The organism is Verrucomicrobiota bacterium (assembly GCA_016871535.1).
In the GTDB taxonomy this organism is placed as follows: domain Bacteria; phylum Verrucomicrobiota; class Verrucomicrobiia; order Limisphaerales; family SIBE01; genus VHCZ01.
The window spans coordinates 1-14,569 of sequence record VHCZ01000016.1; the positions used below are offsets into that span (position 1 = coordinate 1).

A 14,569-nucleotide genomic window follows, 5' to 3' on the forward strand; every position below is an offset into this window, starting at 1 on the left:
TTTTTCGCCAGACTTCGTTGCTTGCTCCTTACAGATCCACTTCGGGATATGCTCGTCGCTCGCGCCTCGTCTGGCCGAAAAATCCCTTGCCGCGAACGTGAGCGTATTTATGAAATGGACCACTTAGCTTAGCTTAGCTCAGGAGCAGCGTAGCGTGAGGAGGGTCTGATTTTCCTGAGTGAGCCATTCACAGATAATACACCGCCGGAGCCGAAATAGGACGTGGAATTCGTTATGCGTCAACCCGCGCTCACGCTTGACCGCTCGGCAGCGCGGGAAGTAACCTCCTTCCGCTTCCCGGATAGCCAGCGGCGCCCCGGCTTCTCTACGAGCGCATGACGGAGGCCCTGGTCAGTCCGTGTTGGCGCTAACAGACAAATCTTGGAGATCGATATGATGAGCAACGCTACCTTTCCACTAAATCTTCACCAGCGAGCCAGTTTAGAATCCCAACGGGATTCTGCCCCAAAGCCCAGGGTTGCGAGGCACGGGCTACCCTGGGGAATCGGGGGAACACGGGATCAACCTCAACGGAGTTGCGTCTTTGGCCAATCGGAGAGGCGCAACCCCCTTGGGGTTGGTTCCTCCTCGTGCGCTCTAACCCGGGTAGCTCGTGCCTCGCAACCCTGGGCTGGAGGACGCAATCCCTTTGGGATTGGCGACAGCAATCCACTGAGCCGTGTAAGGAGCAGAGAGGACTGCCGCACTCCAAGATGCTGGCGCGTGACAGGTCGCGCCAGTCGGTTCATGACATTGGCGGCCATCATCACGGCTGCGCTGGCTTTCGTCCCGGCGGCTCGGGCGCAACAACCACCGAAACAGGCCCCGCAAGGACAGCCGGCGAAGCCACCAGCGCAGGCGCAGGCAAAGCAGGAACCCATACCGGCTCCCGGCACGCTGACCTTCAACACCGTGATCACCAAATTGAAGGCCGGGAAGCAGGTATTCAGCAACACCCTTACCGAACCTGATCTCGAGGCCGCGAAAAAGGTTTGCGCAGGGCAGGATTTCATCTGGATCGAAATGCAGCACAGCACGCTGACCTGGCGCGAAACGCAGAACCTGATCGAGGTGATCGCCAAGGCCGGCTGCATTCCCTTCGTGCGCGTGCCGTCCGCCAACGTCGGCGACATCCAGAAAGCCGTCGATGCCGGCGCGCTGGGAATCGTCATCCCTATGGTCTCCACGGTGGAGGAAGCCCGCAATGCCGTCCAGTTCGCCAAATTTCCGATTGGCAATCGCGAGAGCCCGAACACCAAGCCGTGGGGTCATCGGAGCGCGGGGAACAATCGAGCCACTGCCATTTGGGGACCGGGCTATGCCAACAACGCCAACAACAATATTCTCATCATGATCCAGATCGAGAATCCGGCGGGCGTCGGAATGATCGACACCATCCTTGATGAGGTCGAGGGCATCGATATCGTGATGGTGGCGAGCAACGATTTCGGCATCCAGGCCGGCGACCGCGATGGCTCACCGACCTACAATGCGCGCGAAGAAATCGTCCGCAAATCCGTGCTGGCCCATGGCAAGATCCTGGCCGGTCCCTCGAGCTGGCAGAAGCGCCCCGGTTACATGTTGTTCCAAGGCCGTCGCTCCGCCACGACGACGGGATATGAGGCGAAGTAGGGCAACTTAGTGGTCCATTTCATAAATACGATCACGTTCGCGGCAAGGGATTTTTCGGCCAGACGAGGCGCGAGCGACGAGCATATCCCGAAGTGGATCTGTAAGGAGCAAGCAACGAAGTCTGGCGAAAAAGAACTGCCGCCCTTCGGGTTGCGCCGAATTTTGCCTGGGGCTGCGTTGCTCCTCGGTCACAGCCCCACTGGCGGGGGATGCTCGCTCGTCGCGCCTTGCCCCAGGCCAAATTGGGCGCAACGAACGTGAGCGTATTTACGAAACGGACCACTTAGGCTCGCGCGATTTCACTGAGGAAACTTCAACTGGAAGAACACTCGCGAGAAATTCGTGACGATATTGGGCGAGACCGTGAACCGATCAGACGTAATCGAACCAAGGGAAACCCAATTCGTAGTATTTGTCGCGACATCTGGGGATCCAAGGACTTCAAACGTTCTTCCTAAAGTCCCGGATACTGCGACCTCGAGCCATTTGTCTTTCAGTAGAGCGATGCTCGTAATCCTCGGCGTTACGACCTGAATCGGCCGCGTCAGGTAGTACAGTCTCACTTGCCGAGCTTGATTGGCCACGGCTGCGTAAACGTATTTCCCTGAATCTTCGATCGTCGGCTTCCAGTTAATGGAGATGTTTGTTGTCGCCCCTTTCAAAGAATTCGTGATTCTCAAGAAATCATTGGGGGATTGGCTGTTGAAGGGATTAGCATCGTCGTCAGTTCCAATCAATGCGACGGAGCGTTCTGTGAAGTCCTGAATCCGACACAACAACGAAATGCTCTGGCCGGGAAAAACGTCCGTTGGATTGGATGGCGCGATTTCAATGTTCGGCCAGGTTGCGTTCGATGGTTTCCACGAGTTGCGAACGGCACCGCCCCATCGAGATCCTAATCCGGAATAATTAGCCCGAACTCCTTTTCGAAGTTCATGACCGTCCGCAAGCAGTGAAAATCCGAAACCGGTGTCGTTTGTCCGATACCACCCAGCGGGCGAATTCGTGATTCCAGGAATAGTGCCCTGATACCATTCGTGAACTTTGCTGTGCGGCGTGTCTTCCAAGCACAAGAAATTCAAACCGTCATTTGCGAACCGAGAATCCAAATACAATTGTGTCGCTCCAGGGATCGACTCGCCCTAGGGAGACGGGCAAATTGCCACATTTTGGTAATAGTTGTCTGCAAAAATGACGTTGTTCAAATTGTTCAAAACTACGACTGCTGTGTCTCGGGCAGCCGGACAAATAGCACCAAAGAAAACGCAATCTGCATCAGTGAGCGGATGCGGATCAAGCGTTGTCAGATGATCGACCCAGACTCCTTGTTCTCCCAACAAGCGCGCTATCTCAGAAACGACCCCTCCGCCCCGGCTGTGCCCAATCAAATGAATTGGCAGCTTTGCAAATGCCCGCACCGTAGTACCGTTTCCAAGATCAATGGCTCGCGTTAAATAGGGGACAACGAGTGAAGCCACATCGGTTGAATTCGCAGGGTCAGTGAATCCAGCAACTGTGTGCCAAAAGACTTTTACGACGATCTCGGCGTTTGTCGTAAACGCACTGCTTGGAAGTCCTGACTCCAATTTGAAGATTTGCACGGACGGACTGCGCGCAATCGAAGGCCATTGGATCTCCATTCGGTACACCGAAGTATTTCGGCCTGCCCGCAAGGCGACATTGCTCGCCATCGTATCAATCCAATCGGGGTAATTGTTTCCAAATTGGAATCCATGCGTAATCACGGTGACGCTTGCCCCCAAACACGGCAGTATTGAGAGGAAAAGCGGGATACAAAAGGAAACCTTACCCAGCATGGGGCCGGTGGTTATCACGAATAACCTTCAGCGTCAATTTCCGTACCAGCACCCAACAGATCAAGAAATCATCTTCGTCCTGCGTGGCGAAATGCCTCTTGCCGGCAAGGTCCGGCCTGGCCTGGCCGTCAAATCCCGGCCCCTATTCGATCTCATCTCCACTCGGCGCTTGCCCAGTGGTGAGGAATGTCTTGATCAACTCGCCCTCACCGCAAACCACCATCTCCGGGAATCGCTTGAACCACTTGCCCTCTGGCACCTGGGGGTGAGTATCCATCCATCGCAGCATCAACCGGAGTTGCAGGCTGGAAATGTTTCGTTGCTGAATTCGCTCAAGGAGATGTGCGTAGAGAGGCGGCGGTAGATTCTGGCGGCGAATCCTTGGCATGATTCACTCGCCGTAAAATCCCCTGGTCATAGCGGACTTTAGACGAATGATCTCAGCCGGGTCTGTAGTATTCGCCAGGCGGTCGGCCAATTCCCCCAATTCGTCGGCGCTGAGCTGGCGGCCTCGAGCGAGCTTCAGCGCATATTGAATAACTTTTGCCTGCTCGTCCGGCGGCAGATCGTCAATTTCTTCGATTACTTTGGCCGCAGTCATGGGCTAAGAGTACGTTGCTCGGAATTCGCCGACAAGACTCAAGAACGCACTGTGAACTCGCGAAAGCCTTCTACGAGTCGGGATCGAGCTTTCTCGCGATGCGGCGGAGCTTGCCGCCTTAGCCAAGGCTTCCCCAAGCAGGCGATGACAGTCTCGCCAACGTTCGGCACGCTCTGGACCGGCTCCATTCTCCCACGCGTAACCAGCCTCGAAGACCGCCTCAATGGAGTTGTTGGCTAGCGTTTCAGTTCGCTCATCCGCTCCATGACCCACAAGTAGTCCGTCCGCGGTTCAGCCGGAAAATCCCCGGCCACCGCGCCGCGAACACCAGGGCGAACGGTCCCGTTGGGTCCGGTGACGGACCAGCGATGAAGCTCGGTGTGGCCGTCTGCAAACGAGAAATTGGCCCCGCCATTATGAAACGAGGCCGGCAGGTTCGCCCACTCATAGCGCCCCAGCCGAAGCATGAAGAATCCGTCGTTGAGCGTGTCCGGATGTTCGTCGAGAAACAGAAAAGTCGATGCCGGATTACGAATATCAGCCGTCTTGAAGAACTGCCGGAAATCCCGATTGAACTCATCGAGCAGCGCGCCCGGATCGCCGACCATCAAGTTCAACGAATAGCTGCGCAGCCGCGGGCCGTTGTCGGCCAGGGCGCGGTCCGCCGGACACTTGAATGCCTTGACGGATTTTCCGGCGTATTCACCGAGCAACGCTTGCGTGAGCAGGACCGCGTTGGTGTTGTCGGGATCCGCTCCCCAGGACAGGTTCTGATTGGCCCAGGTGTTTCGCTCCTTCCGGGTCTGATCCGCGCCGTGGTTGTTGACGCATCGATCCTCATTCGCATCCGCGTAAAGCCGCCAGGCCAGGGTCAACTGGCGGGTATGGTTGAGGCAGGTAATTCCGTTTGCTTTGGCCTTCGCCCGACTCAACGCTGGAAGCAAAATCGCCGCGAGAATTCCAAGAACGGCGATGACGACCAGCAGCTCGATCAACGTGAAAGCGAGGGTCTGTCGAAGCCCTCCGGGACCGCGGGGCAGGCTGAGAGCCTGTCTGAAAATTCCGTGGGGTCCTGTTTTCGCGGAAAGGGCTGTATGGCGAGACGCGACGATCGCGCAGATCGAAATCTCGGAGAAAGACATGGCCGGCCAGATTCAACAGGCCGTGGACAACGGGGCCGTCGGAGCCTTCACGCACGGCGGCATCGGGGACGATTTGATCACGAAGAAAAAGGTCGAGGTGCTGGCCCGGGCGGTGGACTTGATCAAGCAACGGAAGGTGATTGCAGGAGTCGCAGGCCACTCCATCGAAGTGTCGATGGCGTGCGAGAAGGCCGGAGTCAAACCCGACTTCTACATGAAGACTTTCAACAGCAAACAAGATTGGTCGGCCGGCCCGCCGAACCGGCTCGACAGTGTGTGGGAGGAAACGCCGCAAGAGACCCTGGCGTTCATGCAGGAGGTCGAAGTGCCCTGGATCGCTTACAAAGTGCTCGGCGCGGGCTCGATTCATCCGCGCGAAGGATTTCAATACGCGTTCCAGAACGGCGCGGATTTTCTCTGCGTCGGCATGTTCGATTTCCACGTCACGGAGGACGTCGAACTCGCGCAAGCGGCGCTGGAGAAATCCCGAATCCGAAACCGGCCCTGGTCCGCGTAGAGTTCAGTCGCTGTTTTCATCCGCGAACGAACGCTCCGCTCCCCCTCACCCTGCCCTCTCCCTCGGGGAGAGGGAGCAGCGTAGTGCCTGAGTCCGGCAAGCCCAACGCGTCAAGGCATGCTCCAGCGCGGGAAACGATTCGCCTCTCCCTGAGGGAGAGGGCCAGGGTGAGGGGGAGGAAGGCGAGCTTGCGCACCGTTGTCGTGCAATCGCCGAGCGCCCCAGCCACCAGAGAATTGCCAAGCTCCAGGAAAAGCTCCCGCATGCGCGGGGACTTGATCGATTTGAACGTGCCCGCCTGGTTAGTCCGGTTTGACCCGGCCGAGTCCCACGGCCTGGAAGTGATCATCGAGACACTCCGTTCCGACCCAGAACCGGGCCAGCGCGCCTTTGCGGCCTACCTGCTCAGGCAAGCCGGACCGGCGGCAGGAGCGGCGATTCCTGCGTTGAAGGCGGCTCTTAACGACAAAGCCGACATCGTTCGTCGAGCCGCGGCCAGTGCCTTGAGAAAGGTCGATCCCGCGGTTGGAAAGTGAGCCTCTTCGTGGGGCGAACATCCCCCCATTTTTGTGTCCTGTGGCAAGGGCGAGAATTCTCCCAAGCAAAGCTTCGCGCATTGAACCCTCGAACAGATTTTTGGACCACGGATTTCGCGGATTTCGCGGATGCAGAAGTGTTCTGATCCGTGTTATCCCTGTAATCCGTGGTTGAATCAGGTTCGTGGAGAAGCGGAATAGGCGACCAATCACCCCAGATAGACCGACCGCCTCATGCCTCTAACCACGACTCAAGAAATGACCGGGGATTGCCAAGCCAGGTGTAGGCGAGGACGCCCCCGCGTCAGACGTTTTCCCTGAGCAATCAACGGACACAAACCATGAAAGCTAAACCAACCAAACGTCACGGAGACGTGATCCTCGAATTCGACACCGGCGATGAACCCCTGCTGGCCGCCGCAGGCCGTGTCAGCGCAGACTCTCTGTTCCGATTAAAACGGATTCTCGTCCCGATCGACTTCTCGGACTGCGCGAAGAAGGCACTGCGCTATGCCATCCCGTTAGCCAGCCAGCACCGGGCCGCCTTGACCTTGCTTTACGTGGTGCCCGCCAATTACGCGGTCGGTGAATACGGCGGCATCGACTATGGCTCCCTGGAAGCGGAGATGCGCGCGAGCGGGGAACGGCAACTCGCCTCGCTGATTGTGGATGAAATCGGGGACCAGGTTCCGGTTGACCCGCTGGTGCAATGCGGCTCGCCCGCCGCAGAAATCGTCGCCGTCGCGCGGGGCATGCCGGCGGATCTGATCGTGATTTCCACCCACGGACGCACCGGCCTGAAGCATGTGCTGTTGGGCAGCGCCGCCGAGTATGTGGTGCGTCACGCGCCTTGCCCGGTGCTCGTCGTCCGCGAGTACGAGCGCGAGTTCGTGGTCGAGTAAGACCTGCTCCTGGGCCATGAACCGAAGACCGTGCGGACCGCAGCCTTTAGGCTGCTTCCGCGCACTCTCCGCAGTCGAGCGTTGAAGCGGCCTCAAGGCCGCGGTCCGAAAAGACGGTTCATGGTAAGCAGGTGGGGCCGCGGCCACTCCTTCGGTTCAGGGACGTGACCGTGTTGGCCAGAAAGAGCAAGATCGCGGCGGCGTTCAGCAGGCCGCCCAGTTGGCGGCCTTCACCCCAACCGCTCAAATCTGCCAGCACTCTGAGCAACAGGGAGAAGTGGAGCAATCCGGCGTGCAGATAAAACCGGTTCCGGAACGCCACCGGCAAATTCAACACCGCCGGAAAAATCACCGGCGCGTGGCCGAAGATCATCGAAAACACGAATCCCAGGAACAGCGAATGGAGCGCGGCGGCGTAGCCTGGGCCGAATGCCAGCGGCGCGAAACGCAAGAGCAAAAGTCCCGCGACGCCGAGCCACACGTAACCCGCGAGCAGACAAATGGCCATGAAACGCGGCAGCCCTGTCTGCCGCACTGTGCGTCGCGCAATGTCGAAGCGGCCCAGCCAGAGCGACAGCGCGAGGATTCCGAAGCCGGTCGCTCGTTCACCCGCCGTTTGCGCGAAGACGCTCAGGATGATTCCACCGAGGAACACCGCGAGTGAGGCGATCAGGAGCGGCGGCGCCCACCGCACCTGGCGTTGAAACCGCGAGAGATCCAGCCGCTCGCCCAGGATCGTCAGCACCAGAAACGCGGCCCACCACAGGACGACGCGGTTCACAGGCTGACCAGCGAGCCAGAGGATGTTTCCGGTCAACCACGCCGCCGCGCCCAGGCTCATCGTGACGGTGAAGAGCGCGCGTTGCAGTTGCACGACGCGGAAGGTCACCGCCAGAAACGCCGCGCTGCCGAGCGCAAACAAAGCCGGCCCACCCGGTCCCAGAAATCCGAGAATGAAGATCAACGCTCCCGCGCCCGTCAAAAGCGGCGCCGCATAAGTCCACGCCGCTTGCAGTCCGACGGCGCGCTCCAGGCCGATCACCGTTCCCAGGAATCCGCAAATCATCAAAGGCCCATGAAACGTGATCCAGTTGGCATGGTCGGCTGGCACGGGCAAATTCAAGGGCAGCCGAATCAAGCCGCCCCAGAGGCCCGCCAGAAGCGAGAGAATGCCCAGGCCCAGAAATGGGAGCCGGCTCACTCGCAGCCGAGGTGTGGCCGTCTTCTGATCAGGCAACTTCATCGAAACACCGTTTTGACAGAACGCTGAAAATGGCGCCAAACCTTCTTTGGCTTTCGTTGAACAAGAATTGGTGAATCGATTGCTAACTCAGCGGTGACTGTGCAAATCTGAAACACTGGACGTATCCGTACACTGCTCCGGATTGCCAGGGCCGGAGCGCGGCGTTTACGCCGCTTACTCCGTGATACGCTTGACGCCGAAGCGGCCTCAAGGCCGCGCTCCGGTGCAGTCTGCGGATGTGCCTGGAAGGTCGATCCTTGATCGGCCGCCAAGAAACAGTGAACAATTGGCAAGCGGAGTGTGGTTCGCGCGCGGATTCAGAAGTACCCATTTGCTCTCGACACGACATGAGTGCACTTCCGAATTCACTGCGCAAAGCCGAAGTGGAACTGGCGACAGGCAAGACTCTGGCCGCCGCCATTGCCGGGCATCCGTTTCTCAAAGGCCTTTCCCCGGATCACCTGCGCGTGCTGGCCGACAATGCTATGCGCGTGCAGTTCGAGGAAGGCGACTTCATTTTCCGAGAGGGCGACCCGGCCAACCGCTTTTACCTGATCGAATCGGGCCAGATCGCGCTCGAATCGCGCACCGCCGAGGAACCTTCCCTGGTGATTCAAACCATCGGCCTCGGCGAAGTGCTCGGATGGTCGTGGCTTTTCCCTCCTTACTATTGGCATTTCGACGCGCGAGCCATCCAACCGGCCGCCGCGATTTTTTTCTACGGCACGCGCCTTCGCGAACAATGCGAAGACGACCACGACCTCGGCTACGAACTGATGACGCGCGTCACCTCCGTCGTGATCCAGAGGCTCCAGGCAACGCGAAAGCAGTTGAGAGGGAGTTAGGGAGCAGAACCCGCGACACGGTCACGTTGTGCGGCTTCTGGGGCGCTCGACCGGCTCAAGCCGGGACTACATCCGGGCGTGGTTCATGGGCTGGGAGGGAGCTGTCAGTGCTTCGGCCGCTGGGAGGCGAGGTAGTTGCCGAGGAATGTCGAGGCGAGGATTCCCAGGCTGAACAGGCCCAATACCTCGAAGGCGCTCTCCGCCTTCGCCTTAAGGAATCGGCCGTCGCCAAAGTACGATTGCCACAGCAGCCACATCGCGGCCAACCCCACCAACGTGAGCCCGACCACCACGGCCAGCATGGTCCGGCGCGGCCAGCCTTCCGAACAACGGAATAGTCCCGCCAGGGGCAACAGCAGCAGCCCAAAGACCGTCAGCGCCATGATCCCGAAAGGACTGTTGAAGCCCGTCGCGAGGCACCAGATCAAGGACGCCAGGCCCAGAAGAAAAACTCCCCCGACCCAGTTGGACTCCACGGTCTGTTCCGGAGTCAACGCCAACCGGCCAAATCGATTCAGCCGCAGCATCAAGTTGAACATCGGGTACGCCGTCCACGTGAGCACGGCAAACGCGATATACGCAATGCGCGCCGGCAGGACCCACGGCGCCAGGCCAGGGTTGGATTGCGCGACGGAGCCCAGCACCCGGTTCCCGAGGTAGCCCCCGATGATGATGGCCCATTGCACGCCCGGGCTGAGCTTCGACATGAACAGAAAGTATTTCAGCATCACCGCGTAGATCGGGTTGCCGGCTTTCAGGGCCTCGACAATCCCCGCTCGCGCCCATTCGTTCTCCGCGTCGAGCCGCAGCGCTTCGCGAAAATGTTCGAGCGCCTTTTCGCGTTCGCCGTTTTCCAGACAAGCCCAGCCCTGGTTGGCGTGGGTCGCGGAATTCTCCGGATCGCGCGCGAGGGTCGCCTGAATCGTCGCGCCCGCTTCGTCCCGGCGATTCAGCTTGACGAGCGCCGGTCAATCACATCAAGAGCGAAGGCGAACCGCTCAGCGGCGCCTGGCATCATCTGGCCTTTGTGCAGCAGGATGACGGAACTCGTGCGTTGTACATCGACGGCACAAAAGACGCGCTCGAAATCCCCGCCAAGGAAGCCGGCGCCTGGCGCATCAACACGACAACCGTCGGCGGCATCCTGCGCGCCAATCCCACGCACTGGGTCACCGGGTTGATCGATGACGTGGCTTTGTGGAATCGCGCGCTTTCCGCGGACGAAGTTAAGGCCGTCGTGACCACGGGCACGCCCGTGCCGTCCAGCAAACCCCAACCGCTGGCGATCCGCACCTTCAAGTCCAGCCTGCCCGCCGCCGCCGTGGGCGACAAGATGACCTTGACCTGGGATGTGACCAAAAACGCCCAGGTGGAAATCGACCAGGGAGTCGGGGATGTCACCGCGAAAACTGTCTCGGACCTGGGTTCGACCGATGTAACGCTCACCGCCAGCCGGACCTTCAAGTTGACGCTGAAACGCGGCGTGGAAACGGCTTCCCAAACCGTGAGTGTCGCCGCCATCGATGGCGTTTCAGCAGGGTGGACCTTGATCGACAATTTCGACCGTTACACGGTTGGAGGATTGAACGGTCAGGGCGGGTGGGCCGACCTGGACGGGAACGATTTCGTGGTCGTCGATATCAGCGGCAACAAACTCGTCGCCCCCCGAGGCGGCAATGCCACGGCCTCCTTGCGGCTCGGCCCGCTGACCTTGAAGGAAGGCGAACAGCGAACTCTGTTCTTCCGCGTTTACACCTCCGGCGACGAATCCGAACCAGTCAAAGGAACGGTCGGCATCACGGATCGCAGCGTGCGCTTCGGCAGCGACGTCGGCGCGATGGGCGATAACATTGGCCCCGGAGCAGTCATCAGCAACGAACTCGGGACCGGCGTGCAAGTGGGCGGCGCCAACGGCAACGGCGCAACGGTCGATTTTGGTCCTGAACCGGTGGTCGCAACGAAGGCCGCCTACAATATTTGGGTGGACTTTAAGAACGGCCCGTTCCCGGCGGACCAAAGCTCCACGGGCGACACTTACTCGATCTACGTCCAAAAGGATGGGACAACCCAGCGCACCAAGGTCGTTTCGGATTATATCTCCGCCCGAAATCCGATCGGGCAAGCTGATGTCGGTTTTACGACCAAGGATTTGGACAAGATCATTCTCGGCGGCCTGGGCGGGCACAGCACATCCACGAATCTGTTCTTCGACGACATCTATCTGAGCAAGACAGGCTACAACACCACCGTGCCGCGCGCGTTTGGGTTCACCGTGCCTGTGGCGGAGACGGTCAAGCCGCCCACGCTGGCCATCAAACGAGTCGGCGCGGAACTGGAAATCACCTGGAGCGCCGGGACCCTCGAATCCTCCACGGCGCTGGCGAGCGGTTGGACCGCCGTGGCGAACGCGGTGTCGCCGCTTAAGAGCGTGTCCGAAAATTCCGCGGGGTCCTGTTTTCGCGCCAAAGGCCGGATGGCGAGGCGCGACGAAGGAGAATATCCTCCCTGGATCTTCGACTGAGGAGCAACGAAGCCAGGCGGCCTTTGGCGCGAAAACCCTCCGGGCGGCGGGTCTTTTGTCCGTGGCCTGCGTTGGCTCGGTCCTTACAGCCCGCGTTGGGGATGCTCGGACCTCGCCGCCTTGGCCACAGCCAAAATCCCTCGCCGCAGGACCCCGCGCAATTTTCGGACACGCTCTAAGGTCAAACCGGATGCAGCGATGCGGTTTTATCGCGCCAAACAATAAACCGGCGCCATGGATTTCGCCCTCTCTTCCCTGCGAAGGGAGGAGAGGGACGGGGAGAGGAGGGCCGTTTTCACTGTGTTTCCCCTCTCCTCGGTCCTCTCCCCGCTCGTTCCTCGCAGGGAGAGGAAGAAGAGGAGGCCTGAACCTCTGAGCCGATTTCTTGACCACGGATTTCGCGGATTCGCGGATCGAGAAGTGATTTTATCCGTGTGATCCGCGTAATCCGTGGTTGAATCAGGTTCGTGGGGAGGGGAGAATCGATTCCAGATTTGAGCTATGCCCGTCCACGCCTCCGAGCCTGACCCCGACGTTCTGATCATCGGGGCCGGCCCCACCGGCGCTGTAGCCGCGAAACGATTCATCGAAGCCCGCCTGCGCGTCGTCGTGCTCGAACAAGGCGATTGGCCGGACTACTCCAAAGCCCGCGCGGAGCATCCGGACTTTGAACTGACCGCGGGCCGTTACTGGTCGGGCAACCCGAATCGCCGCCAGGCCCCGGCCGATTACCCGATCGACGACCAGGACTCCGACATTTCCGCCGTGCTCTACAATGCCGTGGGTGGCGGCACGGTGATCTACGCCGCGCACTGGCAGCGCAACATGCCATCTGATTTTCGGGTGCGCACGCTCGATGGCGTGGCGGACGATTGGCCGCTCACTTACGAGGACCTGGAACCGTTTTACGAAAGAGTCGAGCGCGACTTTGGCGTTTCGGGCCTGGCTGGAGACACCGCGTTTCCGCCGGGCAAACCGCTGCCGTTGCCGCCGGCTCCGCTCGCGCCCATGGGCCGGCGCGTGGCCCGCGCGCACAACCAACTCGGCTGGCACTGGTGGCCCGCGCCCAATGCCATTGCGACCCGGCCTTACGGTTCGCTTCGCGAGTGCACGCAGCGCGCGACCTGCATGTGGGGCTGCGTCGAAGGCGCCAAGGCGTCCGTCGATCGCACCCACTGGCCGCAACTGGTGAAACGCGGCGCGCGCCTCGTCACCGGCGCGCGCGTGCGCCGGCTTGAAGTCAGTCCCGGAGGGCTGGCCACCGGCGCGCTGTATGTGGATCGAACGGGGAAGGAACAGTTTCAGAAAGCCGCGGTCACGGTTCTGGGCGCCAACGGGATTGGCACGCCGAGAATCCTGTTGCTTTCCGCGACCAACAAGTCTCCGAGCGGACTCGCCAATTCATCGGGTTTGGTGGGGCGGCGCCTGATGATGCATCCGTTCGGCACCGTGGTGGGTTTGTTTGAAGAGGATCTGGGCAGCACCCACGGTTTGTGGGGCCAACACATTCATTGCCTCGAATTTTACGAGACGGATGCCGCGCGCGGATTCGTGCGCGGCGCCAAGTGGGGATTGCAGCCCACGGGCGGTCCGCTCTCCATGACGCGCAGTTATCCGTGGGGCGACAATCCGATCTGGGGACCGAGCTTTCACCAACAACTCCGCCAGCGGCTCGGTCATTCGGCGATGTGGGGAATCATTGCGGAGGACTTGCCGGAGGACGACAATCGCGTCGTGCTCGATCCTGTTCTCAAGGACGCCGACGGCATTCCCGCGCCGAAGTTGATTTATCGGATGTCGGAAAACTCACGGCGGCTTCTGCAGTTTCATCTGGCGCGCGCGCGGGAATCGCTCGACGCTGCCGGGGCATACGCGACCGTGATCGCGCCGCTCATCCGCGAAACCGGCTGGCACCTGCTCGGCACCGCCCGAATGGGCGCGGATCCCGCAACGTCCGTCGTGGATGCGTGCGGACGTTGTCACGATGTGCCCAATCTGTTCATCCTCGACGGCAGCATCTGGCCCACGTCGAGCGGCATGAACCCGACGGCGACCATCGCCGCCTTGGCCCTGCGCTGCGCCGAACATCTTGTCGAAGAGCGGCGCAATCAAAGAGTCCCGCTGTGAACACCTGGCCAATGAACTCCGACACATCTGAGAGATCCGTCCTGGCCAACCTGGCGGATGTGCTGATCCCCGCGGGCGATGGTTTCCCTTCCGCGAGCGAGGCGGGCGTGGCGCAGGACGGCCTGGACCAGATCCTCGCGGTGCGTCCGGACCTGGCCGAAGGTTTGAAGAAGATTCTCGCGCAAGCCCAGGGGAGGAACGCCGCGGAATTCTTGGCCGAGCTTCAAATCAATGACCCGGCTGGCTTCGGTCTCCTGGCTGAACTCGTGCCTGGGGCTTACTTCTTGAATTCGCGCGTGCGCGCGGCCCTCGGATACGACGGCCAAAGCGCGCGTCCCATCGATCCCAGACCCGACTACTGCGACGACGGCCTGCTGCAATCGGTAATCGACCGCGGTCCCATCTTCCGCCCGACGCCGCGGTGATCTTCGAAATCTGCTCCTTTGGCTTCAGAATCATGCACTCGGCGCCCATGAACCGGGCGGACCGCAGCCTTCAGGCTGCTTCCGCGCCCAATTTGGAGTTCGGCGTGGAAGCGGCCTGAAGGCGCCTAAAGGCCACGGTCCGAGGAGACGGTTCTTGGGAAGTTTCCATGGCCAAGGTGCCATGCACTCGATCTTGAACCCGTCTATACGTCGGCCACGGCTCGCCGGGACGGGCTCGCCCTACCGTGGATGCGTTCGGCG

General features: G+C 60.3%; 14 protein-coding genes. 8 read left to right on the forward strand and 6 right to left on the reverse strand.

The genetic code is table 11. The features are described 5' to 3' along the window. Positions 1-393: 393 nt before the first annotated feature. Complete coding sequence (locus tag FJ398_03895) at positions 394-1,632, forward strand: hypothetical protein (GenBank protein ID MBM3837097.1); 1,239 nt, start codon at positions 394-396, stop codon at positions 1,630-1,632. Positions 1,633-2,774: 1,142 nt separating this feature from the next. On the opposite strand, the gene FJ398_03900 is transcribed toward FJ398_03895, so the two are convergent. The 4 genes from FJ398_03900 to FJ398_03915 all read right to left on the reverse strand — a co-directional run bounded on the left by FJ398_03900 (position 2,775) and on the right by FJ398_03915 (position 5,192). Further along, positions 2,775-3,449 (reverse strand): hypothetical protein, encoded by a 675-nt coding sequence (locus FJ398_03900; protein MBM3837098.1) that lies wholly within the window; start codon positions 3,447-3,449, stop codon positions 2,775-2,777. Between the two features lie 142 nt (positions 3,450-3,591). Then, on the reverse strand, positions 3,592-3,837 hold the full coding sequence (locus FJ398_03905; GenBank protein MBM3837099.1) for a hypothetical protein: 246 nt from the start codon (positions 3,835-3,837) through the stop codon (positions 3,592-3,594). 3 nt (positions 3,838-3,840) lie between these two features. Then, the gene (locus FJ398_03910) at positions 3,841-4,050 is read right to left on the reverse strand and encodes a hypothetical protein (GenBank protein MBM3837100.1); all 210 of its coding nucleotides are present in this window, start codon (positions 4,048-4,050) and stop codon (positions 3,841-3,843) included. Between the two features lie 236 nt (positions 4,051-4,286). Continuing rightward, a complete protein-coding gene (locus FJ398_03915) occupies positions 4,287-5,192 on the reverse strand; it encodes a prepilin-type N-terminal cleavage/methylation domain-containing protein (protein MBM3837101.1) in 906 nt (301 codons plus the stop codon). On the opposite strand from FJ398_03915, the gene FJ398_03920 reads away from it, so the two are divergent. The 3 genes from FJ398_03920 to FJ398_03930 all read left to right on the forward strand — a co-directional run bounded on the left by FJ398_03920 (position 5,191) and on the right by FJ398_03930 (position 7,147). Continuing rightward, entirely contained in the window at positions 5,191-5,709 is a 519-nt protein-coding gene (locus FJ398_03920) for a hypothetical protein (GenBank protein ID MBM3837102.1), read from the forward strand. The two genes, FJ398_03915 and FJ398_03920, sit on opposite strands and share 2 nt — an antisense overlap. 263 nt (positions 5,710-5,972) lie before the next feature. Further along, positions 5,973-6,245, forward strand: coding sequence for a hypothetical protein (locus FJ398_03925; GenBank protein ID MBM3837103.1), 273 nt, complete (start codon positions 5,973-5,975; stop codon positions 6,243-6,245). A 443-nt stretch (positions 6,246-6,688) separates the two neighbouring features. Further along, the gene (locus FJ398_03930) at positions 6,689-7,147 is read left to right on the forward strand and encodes a universal stress protein (protein MBM3837104.1); all 459 of its coding nucleotides are present in this window, start codon (positions 6,689-6,691) and stop codon (positions 7,145-7,147) included. A gap of 118 nt (positions 7,148-7,265) precedes the next feature. Here FJ398_03930 and FJ398_03935 read toward each other — a convergent pair whose 3' ends face one another. Next, positions 7,266-8,390, reverse strand: coding sequence for a hypothetical protein (locus tag FJ398_03935; protein MBM3837105.1), 1,125 nt, complete (start codon positions 8,388-8,390; stop codon positions 7,266-7,268). Positions 8,391-8,737: 347 nt separating this feature from the next. Here FJ398_03935 and FJ398_03940 point away from each other — a divergent pair, with 347 nt between their 5' ends. After that, the gene (locus FJ398_03940; GenBank protein ID MBM3837106.1) at positions 8,738-9,235 is read left to right on the forward strand and encodes a Crp/Fnr family transcriptional regulator; all 498 of its coding nucleotides are present in this window, start codon (positions 8,738-8,740) and stop codon (positions 9,233-9,235) included. 104 nt (positions 9,236-9,339) lie between these two features. Here the strand turns inward: FJ398_03940 and FJ398_03945 are convergent, their stop codons facing one another. Further along, positions 9,340-10,188 carry a hypothetical protein gene (locus FJ398_03945; GenBank protein ID MBM3837107.1) on the reverse strand — a complete coding sequence of 283 codons (849 nt, stop codon included), beginning with the start codon at positions 10,186-10,188 and terminating at the stop codon, positions 9,340-9,342. Positions 10,189-10,211: 23 nt separating this feature from the next. Between FJ398_03945 and FJ398_03950 the strand changes: the two genes are divergently transcribed. The 3 genes from FJ398_03950 to FJ398_03960 all read left to right on the forward strand — a co-directional run bounded on the left by FJ398_03950 (position 10,212) and on the right by FJ398_03960 (position 14,308). Next, a complete protein-coding gene (locus tag FJ398_03950) occupies positions 10,212-11,756 on the forward strand; it encodes a LamG domain-containing protein (protein MBM3837108.1) in 1,545 nt (514 codons plus the stop codon). 501 nt (positions 11,757-12,257) lie between these two features. Then, a complete protein-coding gene (locus tag FJ398_03955) occupies positions 12,258-13,883 on the forward strand; it encodes a GMC family oxidoreductase (protein ID MBM3837109.1) in 1,626 nt (541 codons plus the stop codon). Then, positions 13,880-14,308, forward strand: a complete 429-nt coding sequence (locus FJ398_03960; protein MBM3837110.1) for a gluconate 2-dehydrogenase subunit 3 family protein — start codon at positions 13,880-13,882, stop codon at positions 14,306-14,308. Before FJ398_03955 ends, FJ398_03960 begins: the two co-directional genes overlap by 4 nt. The last annotated feature ends 261 nt before the right edge of the window (positions 14,309-14,569 follow it).